Origin of the sequence: Pedobacter sp. R20-19, assembly GCF_000708265.2 — a bacterium.
Taxonomy (GTDB): Bacteria; Bacteroidota; Bacteroidia; order Sphingobacteriales; family Sphingobacteriaceae; genus Pedobacter.
The window spans coordinates 337,922-363,985 of the sequence record NZ_JCKI01000005.1 but is presented as its reverse complement, the minus strand read 5'-3'; the positions used below and the strand labels follow the sequence as shown (position 1 = coordinate 363,985).

The 26,064-nt window shown below is 37.7% G+C and carries 24 protein-coding genes; 7 read left to right on the top strand and 17 right to left on the bottom strand.

Annotated elements, in window-relative coordinates:
• Positions 1-53: 53 nt before the first annotated feature.
• From AN34_RS13435 to AN34_RS13420, 4 genes are all read right to left on the bottom strand, one after another.
• Complete coding sequence (locus tag AN34_RS13435) at positions 54-743, bottom strand: response regulator transcription factor (protein WP_029286268.1); 690 nt, start codon at positions 741-743, stop codon at positions 54-56.
• A gap of 103 nt (positions 744-846) precedes the next feature.
• A complete protein-coding gene (locus AN34_RS13430; protein ID WP_029286266.1) occupies positions 847-1,959 on the bottom strand; it encodes a TlpA disulfide reductase family protein in 1,113 nt (370 codons plus the stop codon).
• A complete protein-coding gene (gatB, locus tag AN34_RS13425) occupies positions 1,959-3,416 on the bottom strand; it encodes an Asp-tRNA(Asn)/Glu-tRNA(Gln) amidotransferase subunit GatB (protein WP_029286264.1) in 1,458 nt (485 codons plus the stop codon). Before gatB ends, AN34_RS13430 begins: the two co-directional genes overlap by 1 nt.
• A gap of 199 nt (positions 3,417-3,615) precedes the next feature.
• Positions 3,616-3,921, bottom strand: a complete 306-nt coding sequence (locus AN34_RS13420) for a hypothetical protein (RefSeq protein WP_029286262.1) — start codon at positions 3,919-3,921, stop codon at positions 3,616-3,618.
• A 161-nt stretch (positions 3,922-4,082) separates the two neighbouring features.
• On the opposite strand from AN34_RS13420, the gene AN34_RS13415 reads away from it, so the two are divergent.
• The 3 genes from AN34_RS13415 (at position 4,083) to AN34_RS13405 (ending at position 6,582) form a co-directional block, all read left to right on the top strand.
• Positions 4,083-4,349: a hypothetical protein gene (locus AN34_RS13415; protein ID WP_029286260.1), complete on the top strand. Its 267-nt coding sequence runs from the start codon at positions 4,083-4,085 to the stop codon at positions 4,347-4,349.
• A gap of 203 nt (positions 4,350-4,552) precedes the next feature.
• Entirely contained in the window at positions 4,553-5,758 is a 1,206-nt protein-coding gene (locus AN34_RS13410) for a glycosyltransferase family 2 protein (RefSeq protein WP_051666547.1), read from the top strand.
• Positions 5,759-5,769: 11 nt separating this feature from the next.
• Positions 5,770-6,582, top strand: a complete 813-nt coding sequence (locus AN34_RS13405) for a glycosyltransferase family 2 protein (protein ID WP_029286256.1) — start codon at positions 5,770-5,772, stop codon at positions 6,580-6,582.
• A gap of 2 nt (positions 6,583-6,584) precedes the next feature.
• Here AN34_RS13405 and AN34_RS13400 read toward each other — a convergent pair whose 3' ends face one another.
• From AN34_RS13400 to AN34_RS13380, 5 genes are all read right to left on the bottom strand, one after another.
• Positions 6,585-7,634 carry a hypothetical protein gene (locus AN34_RS13400; RefSeq protein ID WP_029286254.1) on the bottom strand — a complete coding sequence of 350 codons (1,050 nt, stop codon included), beginning with the start codon at positions 7,632-7,634 and terminating at the stop codon, positions 6,585-6,587.
• 4 nt (positions 7,635-7,638) lie between these two features.
• Positions 7,639-8,964, bottom strand: a complete 1,326-nt coding sequence (locus AN34_RS21445) for a bifunctional PIG-L family deacetylase/class I SAM-dependent methyltransferase (RefSeq protein ID WP_197285517.1) — start codon at positions 8,962-8,964, stop codon at positions 7,639-7,641.
• Positions 8,951-10,099 (bottom strand): acyl-CoA dehydrogenase family protein, encoded by a 1,149-nt coding sequence (locus AN34_RS13390; protein WP_036677165.1) that lies wholly within the window; start codon positions 10,097-10,099, stop codon positions 8,951-8,953. The genes AN34_RS21445 and AN34_RS13390 overlap by 14 nt, the downstream gene beginning before the upstream one ends.
• Positions 10,099-11,193, bottom strand: coding sequence for a glycosyltransferase family 4 protein (locus tag AN34_RS13385; protein ID WP_029286249.1), 1,095 nt, complete (start codon positions 11,191-11,193; stop codon positions 10,099-10,101). Before AN34_RS13385 ends, AN34_RS13390 begins: the two co-directional genes overlap by 1 nt.
• Before the next feature lie 212 nt (positions 11,194-11,405).
• Positions 11,406-12,305: an SDR family oxidoreductase gene (locus tag AN34_RS13380; RefSeq protein WP_029286246.1), complete on the bottom strand. Its 900-nt coding sequence runs from the start codon at positions 12,303-12,305 to the stop codon at positions 11,406-11,408.
• Between the two features lie 239 nt (positions 12,306-12,544).
• Here AN34_RS13380 and AN34_RS13375 point away from each other — a divergent pair, with 239 nt between their 5' ends.
• The 3 genes from AN34_RS13375 to AN34_RS13365 all read left to right on the top strand — a co-directional run bounded on the left by AN34_RS13375 (position 12,545) and on the right by AN34_RS13365 (position 13,778).
• Positions 12,545-12,745: a hypothetical protein gene (locus AN34_RS13375; protein WP_029286244.1), complete on the top strand. Its 201-nt coding sequence runs from the start codon at positions 12,545-12,547 to the stop codon at positions 12,743-12,745.
• A gap of 129 nt (positions 12,746-12,874) precedes the next feature.
• Positions 12,875-13,327 (top strand): PA2169 family four-helix-bundle protein, encoded by a 453-nt coding sequence (locus AN34_RS13370; RefSeq protein ID WP_029286242.1) that lies wholly within the window; start codon positions 12,875-12,877, stop codon positions 13,325-13,327.
• Between the two features lie 187 nt (positions 13,328-13,514).
• On the top strand, positions 13,515-13,778 hold the full coding sequence (locus tag AN34_RS13365) for a hypothetical protein (RefSeq protein ID WP_036677163.1): 264 nt from the start codon (positions 13,515-13,517) through the stop codon (positions 13,776-13,778).
• Between the two features lie 345 nt (positions 13,779-14,123).
• On the opposite strand, the gene AN34_RS13360 is transcribed toward AN34_RS13365, so the two are convergent.
• The 5 genes from AN34_RS13360 to AN34_RS13340 all read right to left on the bottom strand — a co-directional run bounded on the left by AN34_RS13360 (position 14,124) and on the right by AN34_RS13340 (position 21,876).
• A complete protein-coding gene (locus tag AN34_RS13360; RefSeq protein WP_029286238.1) occupies positions 14,124-14,759 on the bottom strand; it encodes a nitroreductase family protein in 636 nt (211 codons plus the stop codon).
• A 34-nt stretch (positions 14,760-14,793) separates the two neighbouring features.
• Positions 14,794-15,216 carry an organic hydroperoxide resistance protein gene (locus tag AN34_RS13355; RefSeq protein ID WP_029286236.1) on the bottom strand — a complete coding sequence of 141 codons (423 nt, stop codon included), beginning with the start codon at positions 15,214-15,216 and terminating at the stop codon, positions 14,794-14,796.
• A gap of 18 nt (positions 15,217-15,234) precedes the next feature.
• Positions 15,235-16,557 carry an aldehyde dehydrogenase family protein gene (locus tag AN34_RS13350; protein WP_029286234.1) on the bottom strand — a complete coding sequence of 441 codons (1,323 nt, stop codon included), beginning with the start codon at positions 16,555-16,557 and terminating at the stop codon, positions 15,235-15,237.
• A gap of 61 nt (positions 16,558-16,618) precedes the next feature.
• A complete protein-coding gene (locus AN34_RS13345; protein WP_029286232.1) occupies positions 16,619-17,038 on the bottom strand; it encodes a MarR family winged helix-turn-helix transcriptional regulator in 420 nt (139 codons plus the stop codon).
• 176 nt (positions 17,039-17,214) lie between these two features.
• Positions 17,215-21,876, bottom strand: a complete 4,662-nt coding sequence (locus AN34_RS13340) for a DUF3320 domain-containing protein (protein ID WP_029286230.1) — start codon at positions 21,874-21,876, stop codon at positions 17,215-17,217.
• A gap of 825 nt (positions 21,877-22,701) precedes the next feature.
• Between AN34_RS13340 and AN34_RS13335 the strand changes: the two genes are divergently transcribed.
• Positions 22,702-23,142: an Hsp20/alpha crystallin family protein gene (locus AN34_RS13335; protein WP_029286229.1), complete on the top strand. Its 441-nt coding sequence runs from the start codon at positions 22,702-22,704 to the stop codon at positions 23,140-23,142.
• A gap of 66 nt (positions 23,143-23,208) precedes the next feature.
• Here AN34_RS13335 and AN34_RS13330 read toward each other — a convergent pair whose 3' ends face one another.
• Genes AN34_RS13330 through AN34_RS13320 form a run of 3 tightly spaced genes read right to left on the bottom strand, consistent with a single transcriptional unit; the run spans position 23,209 to position 26,058 of the window.
• Entirely contained in the window at positions 23,209-24,162 is a 954-nt protein-coding gene (locus tag AN34_RS13330; protein WP_231625553.1) for a phosphatase PAP2 family protein, read from the bottom strand.
• Complete coding sequence (locus AN34_RS13325; RefSeq protein WP_029286225.1) at positions 24,149-24,769, bottom strand: sterol desaturase family protein; 621 nt, start codon at positions 24,767-24,769, stop codon at positions 24,149-24,151. The genes AN34_RS13330 and AN34_RS13325 overlap by 14 nt, the downstream gene beginning before the upstream one ends.
• Before the next feature lie 5 nt (positions 24,770-24,774).
• Entirely contained in the window at positions 24,775-26,058 is a 1,284-nt protein-coding gene (locus AN34_RS13320) for a DUF4833 domain-containing protein (protein WP_036677159.1), read from the bottom strand.
• Positions 26,059-26,064: the final 6 nt, after the last annotated feature.

Here is a 26,064-nt window from a genome sequence, read left to right as displayed (position 1 = left end):
CGCAGGCTCTCTGATAATCAGCGAATCTGCGGCTTAAATATTTATGTCTCTTTCTATGATAGTTCGAACTTATATCCTACTCCTTTAACGGTTGACACATAAGTTTCACCTAATTTTTCTCTTAACTTACGAATATGAACATCAATTGTTCTGTTGGTTACTACAACCGAATCTTCCCAGATGTTTTTAAGAATAGATTCACGGGTATAGACTTTACCTGGTTTTGAAGCTAAAAGGTATAACAATTCAAACTCCTTCTTGGCTAAAACAACTTTATTTCCGCCCTGAAAAACCAAATAGGCTTCTCTGTCTATTACTAAATCACCGATTTCTAATTTGTTTTCAGAAACCTCTTCAGTACCTGCATTTCTTCTTAAAATCGCATTGATTCGACTTACTAATGCACGTGGTTTAATTGGTTTTGCAATATAATCATCAGCACCTACATTAAAACCTGCAATTTCAGAATATTCTTCACTTCTTGCTGTTAAGAACACCATAAAAGTATTTTTAAATTCAGGAATGGCTCTCATCAAACGACAAGCTTCAATTCCATCCATTTTAGGCATCATGATATCCAGAATGATTAAGTCAGGATGAACCTTCTTAGCTACTGTAATGCCTTCCTGGCCATTTGCAGCCGTAAAAACCTGATATCCCTCTTTCTTAAGGTTATATTCAATCAGTTCCAGAATGTCTGGTTCATCATCAACTATTAATATTTTCTGACCTGCGTTGTTCATAGTTAAATATTTGTTACGAAAGTACTGTCTCTGCTGTAACTATTCGTTAAGCCTAAGTTAATAAATTGTTAACGACTTAAATTAGTTTAACATTGAATTTGTTTTAACGTAACGTCTTGGCTAAGAAAGCCTCTAGTTCATCTCCACGAAGGTTTTTTGCAACGATTTTTCCAGCAGGATCAATTAAATATGATGTTGGGATCGCCTGAACCTGATATTTTTTAACCGTTTCTCCATTAAAATCTTTCAATTCTGAAACGTGTGTCCACATCAAACCATCAGCTTTAATGGCGCCTAACCAGGCAGCTTTATCCGTATCTAATGAAATACCCAGGATGTCAAAATTCTTTGTTTTGTATTTATTATAAACTTTGACCACGTTTGGATTTTCCTGGCGACAAGGCTGGCACCATGAGGCCCAAAAATCTACCAAAACATATTTGCCTTTATAATCTTCTAAGCTTACTGGTTTTCCATCTGCAGTATTAATAGTGAATGATGGCGCTACCTGTCCAACCTGAACAGCTTTTAGTAAAGCCATTTGTTTAATAAATGTATCTACAGTGGCATTTCCTTTAATCTCATCCTTAATTTCGTCGGCAAAAGCCACCAATTGGGCCTCAAACTCTTGTGGACTTAAGGTATTCATTGCATAAAAACTTGCTAACGTACCTTTGTTATCTTTTGCAAATTTAAGGATTGATGTATTTAGCTGATTGATATAAGATTCATACCGTGGCTTTGCTTCCTCTAATATAGCGGCTCTGTTTTGCGGTTGTTTAGCCACCTTTGCTTCAAAATCTGCCTGCAGTTTCTCTACCTGTTTAGCGAAATTATTTCTAAGGGTATTTAATTCAGATAATTTTTCAACTTCATTGGCACCTGATATTTTATAGGCCATGGTTTTATCTGCTAAATCTGCTTCCAGTTTGATGTCATCTCCGTTTTTAGCAATTAACATAAATTCATGGTTACCTACAGAAACCCTAAAAAAATCAACCGAAGGTGTTTTCCTGATAAATTTAAATTCACCTTTCTCTGATAAATTGGTTGAATCTATCGCTACCATCTGGCTATTTTCCATGCCAAACAGAAATACTTTTTTCTCAGTTCCCGGATTTTTGAATGTACCGTCAATCGTAAAACTATCTTTAGGTTTGCATGCCGTAAAAGCAATCGCGATCAACACGATCAGGCTCAAGTTCTTTAATTTCATTATTTAAGTTTTTCTAATATTAATTCATTTAGTTTTTTGGCATCTGCTTTACCTTTTGCCAGTTTCATGACATCGCCAACAAATAAACCTAAGACACCTTTTTTCCCCTTTTTATAGGCTTCTACCTGTTGCGGGTATTTATTTAACACTTCATCAATAAATCCATCAAGCTCATTGCTATTTTCCGTAATCAATAAATTTAACTGCTTTGCTAAACCCATAACATCTGCGTTATCGGTTTCTTCAATAGCTGGTAGTAATTGTTGAATAGCAATTTGCTGCGTAATTTTTTTTTCATCAACCAGGTTAATGGCTATCGCCAACTGATCTGGTTTAACTTTATAATCTGCAATCGCTATTCCTCTTTCACTTAAAACTGCACGGATAGGTCCGATTAGCCAGTTAATGAGTGTCTTTTTGATGTTAACGATAGGTAAAGCCTGATTAAAATAATTTAATAAATCTATGTCTTCAGCAAATAGCGTTGCATCAGCTTTATTGATTCCAAATTCCGCTATCATTTGTCTGGAAATTTCGTTCGGCAAAGCAGGCATAGCAGACTTAATTTCCGATAGCCATTCATCAGAAATATGAATAGGCGGTAAATCAGGATCAGCGAAATAACGGTAATCATTTGCTTCTTCTTTTGTTCGCATAGGCGAAGTAGTACCCTTATCTGCATCGAAATTTAAAGTGCTTTGGATAATCGATCCACCATTGCTCACTACCTCTATCTGTCTTGTAAATTCAAATTCCATTGCCCTGCGTACGTTACGCATTGAATTTAAATTTTTCACTTCGCAGCGGGTACCAAAAGCGTTTGTTCCATTTTCACGGATAGAAATATTGGCATCGCAACGTAAACTGCCCTCTTCCATGTTACCATCGCTAACATTTAAATGCCGTACCAGTTTTCTGATTTCACTCAATAATGCTGATGCTTCTTCTGGACTACGGATATCTGGTTCAGTTACAATTTCAATTAAGGGCACGCCAGCACGGTTCAAATCAACCAATGAGTAATGATCGTCCTGATCGTGGATGCTTTTACCCGCATCTTCTTCTAGATGGATACGGTTTATGCCAATTTTCTTTTTCGAACCATTGCTCAATTCTACTTCTAAGTGTCCGTTAATACAAATGGGTTGGTTATCTTGTGTAATTTGATATCCCTTGGGCAAATCAGCGTAGAAATAATTTTTCCTATCAAAATGATTTACCTGATTAATGGTACAATTTAATGCCAAACCAATCCGGATGGCCTTTGCTACCACTTCTTTATTTAATTTTGGCAAGGCTCCTGGTAAAGCCAGAGAAACTGTTGAAATATTTTGATTCGGCAAAGCCCCAAAAGATGCACTGTCAGCAGAAAATATTTTGGTATTCGTATTTAACTGAACATGTATTTCCAATCCTGAAACTAGCTCGTATCGGTTTTCGGGTATCCCTGAACTCATATAAAAATGATGCTTTAATGTATCGTACTGGCAAATATAACAAAGAATGTTAAATTGAATGGCCACAATCTAACCAGAATTTTGGCTAAGCAGCTATTTCTTAAAGGAAAAGCGTTTTGCAGGTGATGATTAAATTTAATTGTATTTCTTTATGTTAAAGATTAGAGTCATTTGAAAAGCTGAAAGATATTAGCGTTCCTTATTGATCTGCATTGATGAGGTTGGTTCTCCATAAAATATAACCCAGGCGGCCACAGCATTCTGCAACAAAATATTCTATATCTGCCGGAACATCATTTACAATGCGATAACGTATCTTAAACTTTGGATTATAACTTAAATAAACCACCAGGTCATCCTTTGAAAATCCACTTCCGGTTAGCGCCTTAAGATGTACCTCAGCAAGTTCTTTTGCCGCACGGTTTAAACGGTCATTCATGATTTTTGCCAGGTGTTTTGCAGGAACAAAATCAGTCTCTAATATAGCCAGCACAGTCACAGTCATTTCGCAAATTTAGACGCATTATCCAATTTTGCAAATGCTCCGCACTAAATTACTGAAACAGAGGTAATTATTTTATACGTGCATCATATGCATGATCAACAGCACGAGTAATTAATAAATACTCGTTAAAACCTTTTCTCGCCAAATCCTGTTCCATTAATATGAAATCTTTTAATCTTGTGGTAAGTCTTGATGGTCTCAATACACCCATAACAGTGAGCGAAGCTGATGGTATTTATGAGATCATTCATGAAGGACATATTATTGCTGCTTTAAGGCCACCCGGAGAAGATTGGCAATTGCTGCCTTTAGATGAATTGATCGAAGAAGTTTCCTTATTTGAAAGTGACCTTGATCCACAAAGTCACCGCATTGTATTGCATTCGCCCGTAATTAATCAAATTATTGCGGAGATTGAAAATCATTAGTGGTTGAGCAAGATTTATTTATTGTAATCAGGCCAAATACGATAACCATTCTATTATTAATAGCACTTTATTTTCTTTTTTATTTCAAGATATAGAAATCTTTAAGATACACTTGCTTAAGGCTTTGATGATGAGATGTAGAATTATAGAACTTTTATCGAAAAAATAGTGTTCTCATTAAAAACATATCTCTCACAACCATTATGATTGTACCTCTATTTAAAAAAAACAATTCTCTATTTCCATCATTACCACATCCTCTTTTACGTGTAACTGTTGTTATTCCGGTAAAGAACGAAGCAGAATGCATTATCGATACATTAGATGCCCTTCGTATGCAGAGCGATCCATCAGGAAATCAACTTGATAGCCATCGTTTTGAAGTATTGGTGTTGGCTAATAATTGTACAGACGAAACTTTCAAGATTTGTGAGACTTATCAATTGGCTTTTCCAGATTTTGCCTTTCAGGTTGCTGAAATCACATTTAAAGGCGATGATGCACACATCGGAACAGCCAGAAGGTTATTAATGGATTGTGCATACCAACGGCTGATTCAGGTAGCAGGAAATCGTGGAATTATAGTTTCAACAGACGGCGATAGTCAGGCAGACCCTACGTGGCTATATCATATTTTAGCAGAAATGGAAAATGGAGTGGATGTTGTCGGCGGCAGAATTTTACCAAGAGATACACCTGAACAATCTAAATTACATCATTTGAGGGATGTTACCTACCGATTATTCTCCAGCCGGTTAGAATCTGTACTGGATCCGTGTATATCAAATCCATGGCCCCGCCATTTTCAATGTTATGGTCCGAGTTTAGCTGTAACCTGCGAAATTTATGATCGGTCAGGAAGATTACCCGCAATTCCCTACCTTGAAGATGAAGAGTTTAGAAAGCGACTAAAACGGGTAGATGCCAAGTTCAGACATTCTCCAAATGTGAAGATTTATACTTCTTCCCGACTAAATGGAAGAGTAGAATTTGGTTTTTCTGTGCAGTTGCAGCAATGGCAGGATATGAGTGTTAAAGGAGATCAGCAATTGGTAGAATCACTAGAAACATTGATTTTTAAATTAAGCACTAAAAATTCCCTTCGCAAACTTTGGATTAGCCGTAAGCAATGTGCTGCATTTCATGCTGAATTAAATACCTTGGCTGCTGCACTATCAATTGACTTTCAGGCACTAAAGCTGGCTGTTCAAAACAATCAATATTTTGAAAGCTTATGGGAACAAATTGAAGAGCATCTATTATCATCCGGACATACTCAAATTATCATGGAACCCATATCAAAGGCCATTGCATCTGTAAGGCAGTATTTTTCAAAAGCTATTTTTCAGCCTGAACCAAATACTATGGGTATGAATGAATCAGACGAAATGCAAAGTATTGCGGTTTAGCAAATTTATAAATGATATCCGTTTTAACCATTGTTAAAGGAAGAGCAAATGCACTTCATCATTTACTGAAGGGTTTAGAAACAAGCAGCATTTTACCAGACGAAATGGTGGTGGTGTTTATGAATGAGCCTATTAGGAAGATGCCTATTCTTCCTTTCCCTGTTTACTGTTATACCATCATGGAATCTGCACATTTACCGCTTGCTGCTGCAAGAAATCTAGCAGCTGAAAAGGCCAGTGGCGATTTCTTAATCTTTTTAGATGTCGATTGTATTCCTTCAGCATCGCTCATTACTGACTATCAAGCACATCAAAATTCAAATGCTCTGCTGAGTGGGGAGGTGAAATATTTACGTATTGGCGCTACAGATCAGCATGATTTTTTAAATGCTATGGAAATCTGGAGCGATCCAGATCCCATTCGTAGCGACATGGATGTTATACCCTATTCACTTTTCTGGTCATTAAATTTTGCCTGTAGCAAAACCATTTATCAAAAAATCGGAGGTTTTGACGAAGGTTACAAGGGTTATGGCGCTGAGGATACAGACTTTTCTTTCTCCGCAGAAAAAATGCAGGTGCCCTTACAACATGTTTCAGCAAAGGCTTATCATCAATATCACGAAAGTTATTCTCCACCGCTCAATCACCTGGAAGACATTATCGGAAATGCAAACCGATTCTATCAAAAATGGAAAAAGTGGCCCATGGAAGGTTGGTTAACAGCTTTCAGCAATATGAACCTGATTGATTGGGGTAAACGAAAAATTACATTAAACAGAAAGCCGACTGATGAAGAAATTAGGGCTGCGTTAAAAAAATAAATTTAGCCATACAAGCTCTTACCAACAGCTATAATAGCATTTGCAGCATCCTCCAAAGCACTTTCAGCAATTACATCTTTCCAGTTTGGCACTGCATCTTCCATTTCAGTAAGAATGTAATTCCAATCCGTATTATAAAGTGATTCAGGCAAAACAATGCGCACACCTGGGATTGAAGAAATAGCATCTGCTTTATCTACTTGTTCTTCAAAAGGGCGAGCTTCTGGGATACCGATAAAACGTTTGTTTAGACTAGCCATTTCCATTACGGTGTTATGGCCGGTATTGCCGATTACCATACTACAAAGATCCAGCACTTCCTTGGGTTCATCCAGGTGTCCATGATATTTAATATGAGTATGTTCTATCGGTTTACCTTCAATTTTCCCGATGATGAGAAAATAAAAATCTGGGCTTGAAATGGCAAGAAACTCTAGAAAGGAAGTATTAATAGAGGTACCTCCACTCCCAACAATTACTGCTACATGATGTGGTATTTCAGTGTTAGATTTGCTTTGAGAAAATCTTGAAAAACCGCCAGTATAAATTGTTTTCTCTTCCACCCACTTTGCTGATAAAGGTGCAATTGAACTTGAAAATGGGGCAAGAAGACATTCAGCACTTTGATAAGCCATGAGGTGCGGTAAATCATCACGAAGCCCATGTTGTCGCATGACGATGGTTGGAATGCCTGCTAGCCTAGCTAATAAAGTTACTTCTACAGATACATCTACCACCAATATCATTGGAAAAGCTGATTTGAAAAACTCCGTCATGATGGCTACCCGGTCACTGATTCCCTTAACATTTAAAGGGGCATAATGTAACGCATCAACTGTATTTCCGTTCTGAAAATATAAATCTTGATCTTCCTCAGTATCCATTGGAAGATGGATGACATTAATGTTTTTAGGGAGTAAATGAGCAAAAGGCTTTAAATTACTGCCTAACAGGGTGATGTGATAGCCAGTTAAACGGGTAATGATTTGTGCTGTTCTGGTAAAATGACCAGCGCCATGATGGTGAACGTAAAATGCCAGGTTAAATTTCATAAAACTATGCTTGCTTCCTGTAAACGTCTAACCTGTAATCAGCTGTTCGATCACCCTTTATATGTAAGAGGCCCGCATTGGCAAAGCAATGATGAACCTCATCTCCGCTTAAGGGATAATCTGCTACAAAATGTGTCCAGTGAACCAGCACTAAAATACCTTTCGGCTCCAAGGAGCTGGTAATAAGATTTCTGGTTTGCAAAAGATCCTCCTTTGATAAATAGTATCCCACTTCACTCATTACAATTAAATCGAAGCTTCCATCCGGATAATCCATTGGAATTCCGCCATGAAGAAATTTAACTTCTTCTCGATCTTTCATTCTTAACATGGCCTTTTCCAATGCTATTTCGCTAATATCCATCGAGATCAGATGTTTACATTTTGTGCTCAGCATTTGCGTAAGTACGCCAATAGAACATCCTATCTCTAGCGCTCTTTCATAGTGCTCATCCGGAATCGCTGCTAAGGTCGCCGTATATTTATTTTTTTCATATTCACTGGTTTCGAACGACCAAGGATCTGAATGGGTGCTGTAAAGCTGCTCAAAATAATCTTTAGAAAGCGTACCTGCGGGATTAGTTTTAGTACGTTGCATAAAATATTCTTTCCCGGTTAAAAAATTTCCAATCATTTCTTCCGTGAGCATAAACCCTTCAGGATCATCATCAATCAATTGGGTAGTTTGAGATTGGTGTGCATGAATGGCTTTCTTTTTTTGTTGCAAATAATTATTAACTTCTAAGGACTTAAGTTCACCTGTTTCCAATTGTGGGACATCACCTTCACTGGCATTTTCATATAACCAGATCGGATATTCCCAGATGGTTGGTTTATAATCAGTCACATTTTTTAATGCAGCTAAAAGCAGTTGGAAAGTTGCCCGATGATCCCGATGTGGATCAAGTTCGTAGGGAACTAAAATGAGTTGAGGAAGAAAAGAAGATAAATCTACATGAAGTTTTTCTGATAATGCCTCAAATCCATCTTCACCCTTTGCAGGCATTGCAGAATCTTGGTTTTGATAGCCTGAAAGTTTATCTGGGCTTAAGCCTAAAAAACTTAAGGCACTAATCATTTCGGTGTAGCGCAATTTAGCCAGACGATCTACCGGATATGTAGCTGAATGATGAGATCGGCTACCATCTGTAGTTAGAGTAACATGAACATCACAGCCCTTTAGCACCAATGATTGGATTAAACCTCCACATGCCAATGATTCATCATCGGGATGTGGCGCTAAAATAAGGCATCGTTTAATGTTATTCAAAAATTGCTCATCAATATCTATTGCTGATGACCAGAATGCTGTTTTATCAAATATCATCATCGAAAGAAAAATCGTTGTGAATAAAAAATGCTGCTGCCTTGGTACGGGTGGCATCAGGAGCTGGCTGGCGAAGATAGAAAGTAAGATCGCGATGTAGTCGTTCCAGTTCAAATGGCTCCATCAAGCCACGGGCACCTACACACTTATTACTTTCGTCCATAATGTTTAAGCAAATCTCTTCAATTACAGTTCGGGTCATATTGGCGAATGCAATTAATGCCTGATCATGTGTACCAGCAGATGACCATTGATCGTAATACTTTCCAGCACGGTTAAGCCATAACTCTCCAGTAGTGAGGGCACTCATTATATTATAAATACGCATTTGCTGGAAAGGATCATCAGTACGTTTTAATTCTTTTAAATAGGCCAGCGTCTGGTTTGAAATTGCCTCTGCGCCACCTAAATGTACAGCTGCAAAACGAATGGCTCCCCCGTTAAAATATGGCTGTGTTAAATAAGTCCCGGGTCTTGCCAATAAATCCTGATCAGTTATCACATAATTGCTGAAATTTACTTTATAACTACCGGAAGCTTTCATTCCCAGCGGCTTCCAACTCTCACGGTCTATCTTATCTTGTGAAAGATTTTCCATGTTAATAATCGCCATTTGCCATCCCTTTTCTCCGTTACGAACGATTTCTCCGGAAATTAAGGCCCGGCTTACCAAATCTGCTCCAGAACAAAAAGTTTTACAGCCTTGAATGCAAAATGTGTCTTCCTCCATTTGAAAAGAAATGCCGTCTGCTGCCTGTGTATTCCAAACACCAAATAGATGACCCTGTTCTTCTACCTCTTTAAACCATCTTTCACGTTGCTCTTTTTCTGCATATAAATGAATGAGGTAAAGGGTATTAATATGTCCTTCATAGATTCTTCCTACAGATAGATTAGCCTTTCCTACTGCCTTTAATAATTTCAAAAGCGCCGGGGTTTTAGGCAAATTAAAGTCTAACGGATGTCCTGGCAAAACAATGGATAAAGCACCACATTCACGTAACCATATAAATTCATCACGAGGTCCCGCGGGATGATGCTCTGTGGCAGCAGCACGATTAGCTATCTTATTTAAAACAGAATTAATTTGGGCCTCATCATTACTTTTTATTTGGATATCTGCTGTAATACTCGTCATTATACTTCTAAAACTTTTTGTTTATTTTTCTGCTGTGCAACTTCAGCAAGCATTTTTTCGTAATTATCCATCATCTTTTCAATATCAAATCTGCTCCTGGCATAGTTGCTTACAAAAGTCCGATCCAATTGCATGGCGCTCTTTATGGCTGCGGCTAAATCTCCTACTTCAGGATAATCAACCAGGATTCCTGTTCCTTCGGCTACAATTTCTGGTAATGCGCCCATCTTAAATCCAGCTACTGGGGTTCCACAGCTTAATGCTTCTGCAACCACTAATCCAAATGGCTCTTGCCAGCAAGGACTTACGATACACACGCTTGCACCTCCAATTAAGGCATTTAAAGACTTTTGATCCTGAATACCCAATAACACTACATTCTCATCTACCAAACCTGAAACTTTCTCTTTAAAATATCGCTGATCTGCAATGGCACCTGCAACCTTTAATTTAACTCCGGCAATTTTTGCTGCCTGAATGGCGAGGTGAAGCCCTTTATCCGGATGGATTCTGCCAAACCAGATGGCATAAGGTTCTTCATTAGCCTTTTCATATGATTTCCATAAATCAAGGTCAATCCCATTTTCTATAACCTCACAATCTGTCATGAGATCACCCCAGTTGACCGCACTTTGCTTTGAAACGGTTACATATTGAATCACAGGGTTTCGGCGTTCTGCTTTGATGGCAAGCTGAAGCTCATAAAAAGGTGGCGTGTGCAATACCGTTAACATTGGTGTAGTAACTACATTGGCCATGGTAATGGGGATATAATGCAGGCTATTATTAAAAATAATATCCAGATGATAGTCGTCGATGCGAGACATGAGACCAAAGTAAGCATGATGTTCTGCAATATATTCTGAAGGTAAATCTCTTCGTTTAATGCGCATGCCGGTATTGTCATCGTAATCTTCATCTGATAAAATTGAATCTACAGGAAGATTTTCATCAGAACTTGAACTTGCAAATAAGATTACATCGTGACCTCGTGAAACCAGCCTTCTGGTTATTTCATGTGTAAATACCTCTAAACCACCAGCAAACGGTGCTACTATAGGATGTTTTAAGTGAGCGATAATTCCAATCCTCATATTTGTTTTAGCAATTTAATAATGGTTGATAGTTATTCTATAGACAATATTTTTAGTGCTTAAGTTTTATATTTCTTTTCCGCCTGTAGCATGTCATTTAATGGCGACATTAACAATGGATGGAAAGCATTGATAACATGTTGCTTATCGTATAAAATTCAAAAGCTTCTCTAGTGGGAGAAGCTTTTGAAATAACGTTTAATGATAATTCACTATGGATGTCCGTTTCCTCCGGCAGCACCATAAATCTGGCCAGTAGCATAACTGGCATCGCTATCTGCAAGCTGAACATAAATAGAAGCCAGTTCAGCAGGTTGGCCAGGGCGACCAAGTGGTGTAACTTCACCAAAATTCACAATGGCATCCTGTGGTTGTCCGCCGCTGGTTTGTAAAGGTGTCCAAACCGGACCAGGTGCTACCCCATTTACACGAATACCTTTTGGGCCAAGTTGTTTAGCCAGTGATTTTACAAATGCAACATTAGCCGCTTTCGTTTGCGCATAATCAAATAGATTTTCTGAAGGATCATAAGCCTGAACCGAACTGGTGGCTATAATTACTGAACCTTCTGGTAATAATGGCAATGCTGCTTTGGTTATCCAGAATGGCGCATATACGTTTGTTTTCATCGTGGTATCAAAATGCTCCGAACTAATATCCAATAATGAATCAACTGCTTGCTGATGCCCGGCATTGTTAACCAATATATCTATTCCACCCAGTTTATCAGCAGCTTCAGCCACTAACTTTTTACAGAAATCTTCGCTGGTGATGTCGCCCGCAATTCCAAATCCTTTTCTGCCGGCTTCTTCGATCAGTTTAAGCACTTCATCTGCATCTGATTGTTCCTGGGGTAGATAATTAATTACAACATCGGCTCCTTCTCTTGCGTAAGCAATAGCTGCTGCACGTCCGATTCCAGAATCACCTCCGGTAATTAATGCCTTGCGACCTAAAAGTCTGTCTGAACCTTTATAACTTTTTTCTCCATGATCTGGAATAGGATCCATTTTTGAAGCCAGGCCAGGCACTTCCTGAGGCTGTTTTACAAACGGTGGTTTAGGGTATTTATCTAATGGACTCACTAATGGTTTTTGATTTTGATTGAACATATCTTTTAATTTTTTAGCCAGTTAATTTCTTGAGTATAAATCTGACCATGCGTAATAAAATATTCTTAAAGGCTTAATTAAATTCGCCTGTTTGTTTATTTCAACATTAAAAAATTACCATTTGTTCAGAAAAAATAATAATTATAGCTTATTTGTTGTCTATCAGAATGAGGAAATGATATTCTATACTGTTCTGAATAAATTACAAACCTTATGATTAAAAGTGTTGTTTGATCAATATGGATTACTATAAAAAAGAAGATGGTCGAGATGAGACGAAAGTCGATCTTAATGATCCAAACGATATTTCCTATGCGGCACAACAAGCTGGAATTAGTCCTGAGAAATACAAGGAATATGCTAAGGCAGCTGGCACTAACGGAAGACAGGCTATTGCAAAATATATTGAAGAACATGCAAAAGAAGATCTTAATTCATAATTGCGAGTAGATTGACTTTGGTTAAAATAGTATGTCTTCTTTAGGCCATGCACGTAAATCAGTAAGTCATCAATATTATAAAATTAAATAAAAATTATTAATCATATCAATTACACATACACTATAAAAATGGAAAATAATAAAGAAATCATTAGCGACCTTAAAGGTTTAGTTTCAATAATAAATGATGGAAAAGAGGGTTACGAATCTGCTGCTGAAACAACGGAAAGTTTAGATTTGAAAGCCATTTTTCTTAAATATGCAGCAGAGCGTAAAGCTTATGAACTGGAACTTAAAGCACATTTAGCCACACATGGTGGAACATCTGACAATGACGAAGGTGGTATTTTAGGTGCCATTCACAGAACCTGGATTGATATTAAAGAGGCATTAAGTAGTAAAGAAGATGCTGCTATTTTAGGTGCTATCGAAACTGGAGAAAAAGCAGCAATCGAAAAATATGATGCTTTAATTGAGCACCCTGAAACACACGCTGATCATCTTGATTTATTGAATAAACAAAGAGATGGAATCCATAAAGCATTAACAGAAATTACTTTCCTAAAGACATCAAGATCATAAATATTGCCCCGCAGAAATGCGGGGCTTTTTTTTGGCTAATTGAATATAATTGCTTTATAGCTTTTCTATACTTAGAATCAATACTTATGAATGAATTTGACCTTAGCCTTTGGATTGCTTCGTTGTTCCTCCCCTCAATAACGATTGGTGAAAAGCGCAAGCCTATTAAACATTTATTGCAAATTACATGGAACATTACAAAGTAAAGTACGGAACTGATCACCAAACTTATGAATTTTTAGTCAGTGAATATCCTTATAGAGATGGGGAGACGTGTAAGTATACCGTATTTTTTGAAGGAAAAATTATCGCCTCATTTGAGCCAGATAGAAATCATGTATTAAATATCTGTAAGAATGATAGTGGTTTTGATAAGGAATTACTTGGTTTGCTCGCAGATGAAATTGAATATCGGCACCCAAATCTGATTCCTGATCCGAAGGACGGTTAAATAATATTAGAAAAAATCAATTGAAAGCTAATGCTTCGAAAATAGCTTTCTCTGGAGATTTCAGTTTGCAGTGATTCTTGGTTTTATTTATAGCTCATTTAAAAATGATCATTACTGATTACCAAATTTGTGGAATCTTCGAAAATCAGCGAGACATATACGCTTGCAATAATTAGTTGTATTATTTCCCGCAGATTATAAAGATAAGGTGCGCAGATTTAAAATGATCATTACTAATTACCAGATCTGCGAAATCCCCGAAAATCAGCGGGATATATTTTGATAAAATTTATTAAAAATTCATATCAAAAATGAAGGGAAGACCTAGGCCTCCCCTTCTATTACTTAACGATACTCAATAACAAACTCAGATTTTGGGTTTCTAACCTTTTTCATTCCGGCTAACCAGTCACCTTCACTGTCGCGGTACCCTAAATATAATAAGGTTACACTTCGAAGTCCTTTTTCTTTTAATCCTAAAACTTCATCAACAAGTGCGCTGTCAAAGCCCTCTGCTGGTGTGCTATCTACTTTTAATTCTGCAGCCATCGCAATTGACATGGCAAAGCCGATATAAGATTGATGTGCCGTATGAATGAAGTTTTTCTCAGCTTCTTCATTTAAATAAATGCCTTTAATTTTATCTGTATAACTGGAGAATCTTCCACGTGGTAATCCTCTCTCATCTGTAGTACGATCATAGATGGCGTCAATTCGTTCCTCGGTATAATTATCCCAGGCAGCAAATACTAAAACATGAGAACAATCTACCATAACTTCAGGGTTGAGAGCATTCTGGCTAAGTTTTTCTTTTAGTTCCTGATTGGATACCACCAAAACCCTAAATTGTTGCAAGCCCGAAGATGTTGGGGCTAATCTTGCTGCTTCTACAATCTTATCTATATTTTCTTCACTTACTTTTTTCGATGGATCGTATTTTTTTGTGGCGTATCTCCACGCTAATGATTCTAATAATCCCATTTTTACTGGTTTTAAATTAATAATTATTGCTTAATTAATGATTCGTAACTGTGATGGTTACTTCGATGTTTCCACGTGTAGCGTTAGAATACGGACAGATCTGATGTGCTTTGTCTGCTAAAGCCTGCGCTTCCTCGATGCTCACTTGTGGAATATTTACGGCTAACTTAACTGCCAGGCCAAAACCACCGTTTTCAATCTGGCCGATGCTTACTTCTGCCTTTACGCTGGTTTCTCCTGTAGCTACTTTACCTTGTTTGATAATTAAATTTAATGCGCTATCAAAACATGCGGCATAACCTCCGGCAAATAACTGCTCCGGATTGGTGTAGTTATCATCTGCACCGCCCAATGCTTTTGGCATGCGCACCTCTACGTCTAAAATGCCATTATCACTTTTAATGTGTCCATTACGTCCACCTGTTGCAGTTGCTTCTGCAGTATATAAAACTTTCATTCTGATTTTATTTTGATTTTATTTTTTTATCTGTAAAACAGCCCTTAAGTGGCTGAAGGTTTCAAAGCTGAATTTGCCATGGTATTTTCCAAAACCTGATGCACCCACACCTCCAAACGGAAGAAAGTGAGAACCTACATGAATGAGTGTACTGTTGATTTCTGCATCTCCGCTGGAAGTGCGATTTAACACATCATCTGCAAATGCCTGATTTTCTGAAAATACATATAAAGCAAGTGGCTTTGGTCTGCTGTTGATTTCATTAAATGCCTCATCAATGTTTGTGTAGGTTAAAAATGGAAGAATCGGACCAAATATCTCTTGTTGCATCACGGCGTCATTCCAATTTACGCCATCCATTAAAGTAGCTTCAAAATAACGGGTATCCAGGTCGTAATGACCTCCATAAACCAATTTTTCAGATGATGAGGCAATATAACCAGCAAGGTTTTTAATTTGACGCTGAGAAACAACTTTTCCAATTTTACCTAACGTTTGATCTTGGTAAGTCTCCCTAAGATACGCCTTCATTTTTAGAATCAATGCATCTTTAACTTCCTCATGTACATACACATAATCAGGAGCCACGCAGGTTTGTCCACAATTCGCCCATTTGCCTGAAGAAATTCGTTTCGCCGCAATATCCAAATCTGCATCCTGATGAACAATACATGGTGATTTTCCACCTAATTCCAAGGTTAATGGAATCAGTTGTTTTGCAGCAGCAGCCATTACAATCTTTCCAACGTTAGCACTTCCAGTGAAAAAGATATAATCAAATGGAAAAGTTAAAAGTAAGGTGTTTTCTTCAATAGCGCCTTCTACAACAGCCACATATTCGGGTTGGAAAGCTTCTGAAATAATTTGGGCGATTACATTTGAAACCGTTGGTGTGTTTTCTGATGGTTTAAGTATAACGGTATTTCCAGTCATTAAGGCACCAATTAGCGGACTAAACGTTAGCTGAACCGGGTAGTTAAAAGGGCCAATAATATAGGTTACTCCAAATGGCTGATGAGTAAGTTTGCTGATAACAGTCTCTCCACCCGGACGTGGCTTAGAAGGCACCTCGACAGGTTGAGCCCATTCCGCCACATTAGCGATACAATAATCAAGTTCATCCAGTACAAGTTGTACTTCAGCATATTCAGCCTCTTTTCTGTTTTTACCAAGATCTTCCATTAAGGCATCACAAATGGCATCAGTATGTTTCACAAAAATAGTTCTGAAACGTTTAAGCTTTTCAATTCTATAGCTAATATCCTGTGTTTGGCGTGTAGCAAAAAAGTTTTTCTGATTTTGAAATATATTTGTAATCTGTTGTTGATCTATTGATGTCATATTCTTTTTATTTTAATGAGATAATGATTTTTTTATATATCATTCCGCCATTATTCTTAATCTATCTTTTAAGTGCTTTAGTCACAATTTGCTTCAACTGATTCAAGTCATCTATAGAAAGTCCTAAGGCCTCTACCAGTTTAGCAGGAATGCAAGTCGCTTTTTCTTTCATTTTTTCGCCAATATCAGTTACTGAAATAATAACTACACGCTCGTCAGCTGTGCTTCTTGTTCTGGTTATTATCCTTTTTTGCTCCATCCTTTTCAGCAGTGGCGTGAGCGTACCACTATCTAAATAAAGCTTTTCACCAAGTTGATTAACCGTTTGTTGATTTTCTTCCCAAAGGATTAGCATCACCAAATATTGCGGATAAGTTAACCCAAGATCATCTAAAAATGGTCTGTATAGCTGAGTAACTTCCCTAGAAAGGGCGTATAAAGGAAAGCAAACCTGATTTTCTAACTTTAAAAGATTGTTCATTTTTCTATTGCATTACAAATATAGATTGTGCACAATATAATTGTGTATGATTTATGTAAATTTGGATTTAAATGTGTTCTCCTCTTTATTCTTTTGTAAAGAGGAGAACAACGATTTCATCACTATTTAATTAAATATATGTTTTGCCTGCAACGTGAATGGTAACAGAATTGAGTTTACTCAAGTTGCTTTAGCACCTCACCATCCCTCTTTATTTTCCCTGAATTGACATTCAAATCCAATACCCTGAGCAGTTCTTTTTTCATTTCTTCAGTTACCCTGCTAAAACCAAACAACCTGGCAATTAAAACTGTCGCAACCTCTGGTTGAATAGCAATTGATTCGCTTACCACTTTTGTAACTGCTAAAGTCATTTCTTCAGGAGATATGTAAGCTAGTTTCTTACTGCTACTATTTAAACCGGCTCTGTTTCTAATGATTGGATTCTCCATTTTAGGATGCCAAAGAAAATCATCCTTTTTTACAATCAGCCCACTGGTTACAGCATAATTAACCGCTGCATCTAAAGTATATCGAATGCGGGAGCCAATTTTGGAAATACCTGCGGCTTCAGCGATTCTTCTGCCTACTTCATCGAAATGAACCGGACTTTCTTTTTCCACTATTTCTGCGATCCAGTTTCCCAATTTACCAAAAGGAATAAGGTGAAGATCATCAATTTGCTGATCGATAATTAATTTGACTGGTTCATAAAAAGGAACAGTCGTATCTATTTCTATGGGCTCTTCTCTCACAAGGGTATTCAGTTCTGCATGAATTTCTTCTTCTATCTGATCATCAAGAGAGGTTTGTGTTTTCACCGTGGTGATGTAATCCAGCAGACGCTGAAACTCCCTTTCAGGGTTACGGTACCATTCTGTACTCCAGAGTTGGAACATCTTCCAGCCAATACCCTGCAAAACCTGCTTCCTTAACCGGTCACGATCACGTGCCGATTTTGATTTACCATACGAGTCTCCATCACAGTCGATGCCAATAAGATATCTACCTGGATGCTCCGGATCAACAACAGCAAGATCCAGATAAAAACCTTCTGATCCCACCTTATTTCTTACTGTATAACCAGCTTCCGTTAACCTGTTTTCTACCATTTGTTCAAAAGGACGTTCAGTTGGTACAGGTATATCCTGGTTTACACTAAATTTTCCGTGTTGTGCAAAATACAGGAAGTTTTTTAAAGCCCGGATTCCGAATTTTGTGGTTGCAGCAGCTTTAATGTCATCAGCTGTAATATTTGCAAATACTTCGCATCTGTATTTTGCCCTCGTGATGAGCACATTTAACCGCCGCTCGCCGCCTTCATTATTCAGTGGTCCAAAATTCATGGGTACAGTTCCATCTTCTATCCTTCCGTAACCAATGCTTATGAAAATAACATCCCGTTCATCACCTTGTACATTCTCCAGGTTTTTCACAAAAAAGGGTTCATCACTGTGGTTTCTGAAAAAACTTTCCGATTCAGGGTTTTTTCTTCGTTTAATTTCCAGCGCATTTTGAATGGCTTGCATTTGAGAGGTACTAAAAGCAATCACGCCAAGACTTTGCTTAGGATTTTGTAAAGCATGCCGGATAACCGCATCAGCTACAGTTTCTGCTTCCTTAGGGTTACTCCTGGTTTTTCCACGATCATAAATGGCATCCGGCAGGTGATGAAACGCTAAACCCATATGATACCTGGATCCGGGACTCGGGAAAACGACTAATTTATTTTCGTAGAATTCATGATTGGAAAGACTGATTAAAGATTCATGGCGACTTCTGTAGTGCCAGCGTAACATCCGTTGTGGTGCACCCTGACTATCAGTCATCCCCAAAATACTTTGCATATCTGCCGTTACATTATCTTCATCTTCAATGTCCGTATTTAGTTTATCAAAGAAACTGGTTGGTGGCAACTGTTTGGTATCTCCAACCACAACCAATTGTTTTCCTCTAAGTACAGCGCCTAAAGCTTCAACAGGACGTACCTGACTGGCTTCATCAAATATAACCAGGTCAAACTCAATTTCTCCGGGAGGAAGAAAACTGGCAATTGACATGGGACTCATCATAAATACAGGCTTGATGGCTTGGATAGCGAGTCCTGCTTCCTGCATCAATTTCCGAATGGGTAAATGCCTGGCTTTACGGTTAAATTCTGTTCGTAGCACACTCATTTGTCCACCACCTTCTTGCTTAGGTAAGGATTCATAATGTTTCAGCGCAACACGTGCCCTATTGTAAACCAGATTAAGCATATCCAGTGACCTGAATTTTTCTATGGTATCCTCATGACTAGTGCGTTCAAAACTTCGTAACGGTGGTCGTTCAGTCATTACTTGTGTAATAAGATGCTCATACCACGTTTTTTGCAATGCAACTTTTAAGTGGTTGGCAGCATGTTCCCATTGAGTAGCAAAATTTGTTAATGAACTAAACCCTTCTTTTTCAGCCGCTTCAGTAAGGTTATTCCATTGGATGGCATGATGAATTTCTACAAAACGATCAGACCAGAGCTGCAACAAATCAATTTGAACATTAAAATTTAGTGACTTGAGTTTTTTATCCTCTTTAACCAGCATATGATCAAAATCGAGCTTGGTTAAAAGAAGCTCAAAACTATCGGTTTGACTAGCAGCAGCTAATCTGAGTTTTTCGACCCAATCAGAAGCTATGCCTGGATGGTAATTCCTCCTTAATACCTCTAAAATTGTATCAGGATATACTTTATTGGAAATATCGATTTGAGTTTTGGAAAGAAATTTCAGAATCAGATTTAACTCCTGCCAACGGGTTTTCATTTTTTGCCAGCGGGTGCCGAATAATCGTTGTGCTAATGCCTCATATTCAGCAAGTGCAACACTTAGTCTATTGGCTTCTAAAATATCATCGGTGTATTGAATCTTCCTTTCCAGATCATCAGGCAATGGAATTTTTGAAAAAGAAGCTAACTCTTTTATACTTCTTTTGTAATCGCCAATGATAAATTTATACCATTTTTGACCGTGAGCTATTAAATTTTGGCGAATCTGCAATACATTTTGATTCCAGGCTTCTGGCAACAAAATATCTTCGTAAGCATGTTTAAGTGTGGCGAGCCTTTCTCCGGTTTCAAGCAAATCACGAATATCTTCATAATTCGATGCCCAAGCAGGATCTTGAATGGCAATTTCTCTTAATTCAGGACTTTCTGCAACCAATTTTGCAGTAGCGATTAACTTTTCAATTGCTGCTGCGTTAATGGGTTCTGGCATTAACAACCAGTTAGCAGCATCTTTAGAGGTGCTTTCTAATGTCATAGTCGCACTTAAAGCATTGCTGATTAAAACCTGATACCCCTCTTGCTCATGGGTTAGCAAAACTTTAAGTCTGGTGCCATAAAAAGTAAGGTGTGCGGGTACACCTATTTCCTTTATCCGGGCTTCAATTTCATCAGCTCTTTTTTCTGCACGACTCATACGGATCATATCCCAATCACTAATATCTGTTATGGGTACATTCAGTAATTTAACATCTGCATATTGATCTGCTATTTGTGAAAGGTAACCAATTACTTTTTGGGCCGATACTCCGCTTCGACCAATTTCCCGGTTAATTGAATTACAATAACCATTCAATTTACCACGATAAGCATCTAATTCTATCAACTCATTCTGAAGATGCGTTAATGCAGGCTTACCCAATTCGAGAATGCGCTTCAATTCTGCGTGCAGCTCCTTTTTGTTGGATTTATGACTGTGAAGTTCCAAACAGGCTTCTCCAAGGTGAATGGCATCAAGACGACGTTTCACCACTTCAAGTGCTGCCATTTTTTCTGCAACAAACAATACTTTTTTCCCCTGGCCTACTGCATTGGCAATTAGGTTGGTGATGGTTTGTGACTTACCTGTTCCGGGAGGGCCCTGAATAACAAGGTTTCTGCCCTCATGCACAGCCAACATGGCGAGTACCTGTGAGCTATCTGCATCTACGACCTGGAAGAGTTCGTGGGCGTTGGTTTCCTTGTCTAAATTATGATCATCATTTGCTGTAGGTTCGGCATCTGTAAAACCACCCCCAAATAAAGAATGGAGAATGGTATGATGTTCTGGTTTATCATCTTCCGGCCACTTATTACTATCCAGGTCATAATAAATCATAAATTTGCCAAAAGAGAAAAAACCAAGCTCAATAGCATCAGGCTCAATGCGCCATGATGAATGGTGTTTTACACGGGTTATAATATCATCCAGGTAAGCCTGGAGATTAAAATCTTCTATATCTCCTAAATCAGGGATAGTGATGTTAAAATCGGCCATCATTTTGGCTTGTAAGGAAAGGTTTGCTCCAATTTCTCCACCACTATATTTTAACCTGAAACGCTCGCTGGCACTCGATCTTTCTAACGATACCGGAATCAATATTATAGGTGCCTGACGTGGTTCTGTTGTATTTCCCTGCTCATACCAATTTAACATGCCCAATGATAAATACAAAATATTTACACCCTGCTCTTCTATACTGGTACGTGCAAAATAATACGTATTCAGAATTTTAGTCTGTAATTTTTGTTCGGTTTCACTGGTTTGAAGACGCGTATCGTTATAAGAATTTTCCTGCTCTTCTTTGGTAAGTTCCGGCCATTCTACCACGTCGTCATCATCCTTTCCAGGCCGACTTAAAAATGTCATGGTTTTATTTTGCCTGACCATTAGTTCGAAAATTGAGGTAGATTTTTCCTGAATCACGTGTATACCTCTGGCTTTCGGCACTTTATAATTCAGGAGCGTGTTGCGCATACCTAAATCCAATAATTCTTTTCTTGATGCTTCTAATTTGGGAAGGATGGATTCCTGCATGTTTTTTTCTTATGTGTAGATCATTCTAATATCTCCAAATATTTTGGATATACCAATAAAATTCTATCTGGTTGTGAATTGAAATATTTACCTGATTTATCTTTTAATTGAGCAATTATGGGCAGCATCTACAATTAACAAATCACAACACCTATGCTATACAATCTTATTGTGTTGTAATTTGTAAAAACATTCTAATATGAAATTCAGGTTTACAGTAAAATAATTTTGCGTATAAACATTTATATCATTGATACTGTAATGCTTAATAATGACTAAAATCATCATATTAATTTACCGCCGGATACGGATAAATCTATCTTTGTTGTTACGATTAATCCATTTAAATTAAGATGATGACAATTATCAATGCCTTTCAGCATTAAATTCTTCAAACCTCTGTTATTTCGGTTTCTAAATGCTGATTTTAGAATTGAATTTGGGTATTATTGTATCAGGCAGTTCAGCCTGAAAGATTAACGATGACAATCTTTCCCTTTCGGATGAAAGTAATTAATGAGTGAAAAAAAATCCTTTCTGAATAATCAACCAGAAAGGATTTTTTTTGAAATTTAGATTCTGCCATAATCACAAAGTATGCTTCTTATGGCTTACTGCTGCCGTTCAAAATCTGAAAATTTTACAGCTTTTATCTGAAAATTTTTCAGCAAAAATGAAATTTTTTCAGTCGATTGTACCTTCAATTACTCAAAAAGTCTATTGGCACAGCACTTGATTAACCCTTACTGTGCTCGCAGGAGTACATAGCAATAATTAATTGATTTATAGTCCATTTTTGATTAAACATTAAAAGGAGGAAAAACTATGACATTGGTTAAATTTAATCCAGAAAAAAAGAACAATGTATTAATGCCAGGCTTTAATGACATGTTCGAATCAGTTTTAGAAGACACATTTTTTTCAGGACGCAGGGTCCAAAACCTTCCATCTGTAAACATTGCCGATTCACCTGATGCCTACCAGATTGAGTTGGCGGCACCCGGACTTAAAAAGGAAGATTTTAAGGTAAGTGTGGAAAGAGATATGTTAACCATCTCTACTGAAAAACGTACAGAAAGTGAACATAACGAAAAATCCTATACCAGAAAGGAATTTAATTATTCTGCTTTCACCCGAGCATTTACATTGCCTGATAGTGCCGATGTAGAAAGGATTGAGGCCAACTATGCAGACGGGATTTTGAAACTCACCCTTCCGAAAAAAGAAGAAGCTAAAGCAGTTTCAAGAAAAATAGAAATTCAATAATTAAAGAATGCCGCGAAAGCGGCATTTTTTTTAAGAAAATCTTCGAGATTAACCTCATTATAGGCATCAACTGATCTTGTAAATGAATTTCCTGATGTAATTTCTGAAAGTGGTATTCTTGAGAAAGAAATTAAAACTTACAATAGCCACCATTGCGCAAAGCACACCTCCAATCACATCCAGCACATAATGATGACTATTATACACCGCTGCAAACCAGATCCCTAAGACCAGAATTGCAAAAAAAAGGTTTAGAATGCCCATCTTATTTTTTAAAGCATAATAAAGTACTATTAAGGGATAAGATGAATGTAGAGATGGCATGGCCGCAAAAACATTTGATCCTTTACTGTATATCCCCTGAAAAAGATGGATATTAAAGAAATGATCAAAGCGGGAAAGGCCACCTGTATTACCTGCTGTGGTGTAAATAAACTGAAAACCATGTGCCTGTACGTACCAGGGCGGAGCAGCTGGAAAACAATAATAAACCACGAAACCAAGTAGATTAACCCATAAAAAAGTGAGCGAGAAAAAAACAAACTGTTCCTTTCTCTTGAAAAAAAGATAAGTAGCAAAAGCCAAGGGCACGGGTACCCACATCAAATAAAAAAAACCGGTGAGCACATCCAGAAATGAATTGGTATTTAGTTTCCAGTATTCATTCGGCGTGAGGAGTTGTCCTTTGAAGTGAATCCCGAATAGTTTCTCTTCCAGATGATATAAATCTTCGATATGAACAGGCGTGAAAATGTAATTCGGAAAGGCTTTCATGTAATCGAAAATAACCCAATATACAATGAAGATAGAAAAGCCTAGAATGAACTTTCTTGTTCCCGGAGAGATATAAAAAAGCGAATTAAAAATAAATATCAAGATCAGCTGATCCACTTTAAAACCTACCAGTACAAATGATAGTAATAGGTAAGCCAGAGAAATAAATAAAGTGGTATAAATTGTTTTGAGCCCAAAAAACGAATTTTCCCGGGCGATGTCATCCTGCATATTATTTCTTATCAAAGTTGGATTGGAAAATATTATCCCAAAATGTCCAGCTTACACCATATCCTTTGGTTGCATCAGAATAGTGATGTAGCATATGGTGGTGCTTAAGGCGTTTCCAGAAACCATTTTTAAAGTTAGCATGATGCAAAGCATAATGCACCATATCATAAAACAGATATCCCAAAATAAATCCTGAAAAAAAAGGATAAACCATGTTATGAGGCAATAGCCAGTCAAAAAGAAAGTAAAAACCAAGTGCCATCGGAATACTGGCTGAAGGAGGCATTACGAGGCGGTTAGCATCGTTAGGATAATCGTGATGAACACCATGAAAAATGAAGTGAATCTTTTTACCCCATTCGGCCTCCGGCTCAAAATGAAATACAAAACGATGTAAAACATATTCGGTAATGGTCCAAATGCCTAAGCCAAACAAAAACCAGCCAATAAAGCTGAATACTGGCATTTCAACTTCCCAGATAGACTTATAAAACAAGTAAGCAATCACCGGGACATACACGATTAATGGTACATAGTATTTTACCTTCGAAAGGCCTTCCAGAAGATCGCTCTTAAACATCCTGATGGATGCTGATGAATTCGAAACAAAATTCTTTTTCATAATTTTTAAACTTTAATTCGCTCGATTAATACTTTTGATGGGTCGTTCGCATCTAAACCTTTAATCTCAACATATTTCACATTAGGCAGCCAAAAGGATCCACCTTCTATTCTGAGAAAAATTCTTTCGATTTGAACTTTCTTATTATTTACCGTTACAAAAACATGGTATTTTTTATCTGCTGCCGATTTATTAAGGTACATCGGCAGATTTTTACGTGCGGCAAACCGAAGTTCAAATTGCCCTTTTCCCAGGTTTTTAGTCTGTATTCCGTAAGCAAATTTCCGTTGGATATAGCCCAACTCCTTTTTCTCGCCCTGATCTCCATAACGCATCCAAAAAACATTTACAGGGTTCTCATTATTAACCTCACCATTATGATCTACATTTAACTGGCAAATAATGGTATTGGTATTGGGATCACGCTGTAAGTAAAATAACTGATTGCTGATATTCTTCGGTACAGGAAAGTTAAGAGGCGAAGGGTCTTGCGCCTTTGCGGGTAAAACACCCATGCCAACTAAACCCAATGATAAGGTAATGCCAATAATCATTGCCGCTTTATTGCTGATTTTCTTTTCAGCCAATTCCTGTGCTTCCAATCCTTTTTTGGCTTCTTGTAAACGCTTAACAGCGGTGATATTGGTCAAAAGCGCCATTATAGTAATTGGAATGGTAAAAACAGACATGGTTTCGAAAACATGAAAGGAAATACCCGGAATATAAATTTTATAATCTCCACCGATAAAATGCCCGGTTATGCCGCAGGCGATGGCAAAAATACCAATGGTTACTACACGCTCGGGGCGCTGCATTAAACCACCCTTACATTCTACTCCTAATCCTTCTGCCCTGGCCCTGGTGTAACTAACCATCATGGAACCAATTAAAGCAATAAAGGCAAAAAGGGAACTTAGGAAATAATGGTGCGAAACCAGGTAATAACAAATCCCGAGGAACATAATCATTTCACTATAACGATCCAACACCGAATCGTACAGCGCTCCAAACCTCGAACTCATGTTTCCTAATCGGGCTACCTGACCATCAAGCATATCAAAAAGGCCGGCAAAAAGCACCAACGCTCCACCCCAGCCTACATATGACATGTCTCCACGATTTGATTTTTCGGCACCTAATACAAAAATAACCGCCACGCCAATATTTAGAATTAAACCAATAGTGGTGACTGCATTCGGTGTTAATCCTATTTTAATTAATCCCCTCACAAAAGGATTAATTACTTTATAAATGCCTAGTTGTAAACTGTCTCTTAAGTTTGCTTTCATAACCAA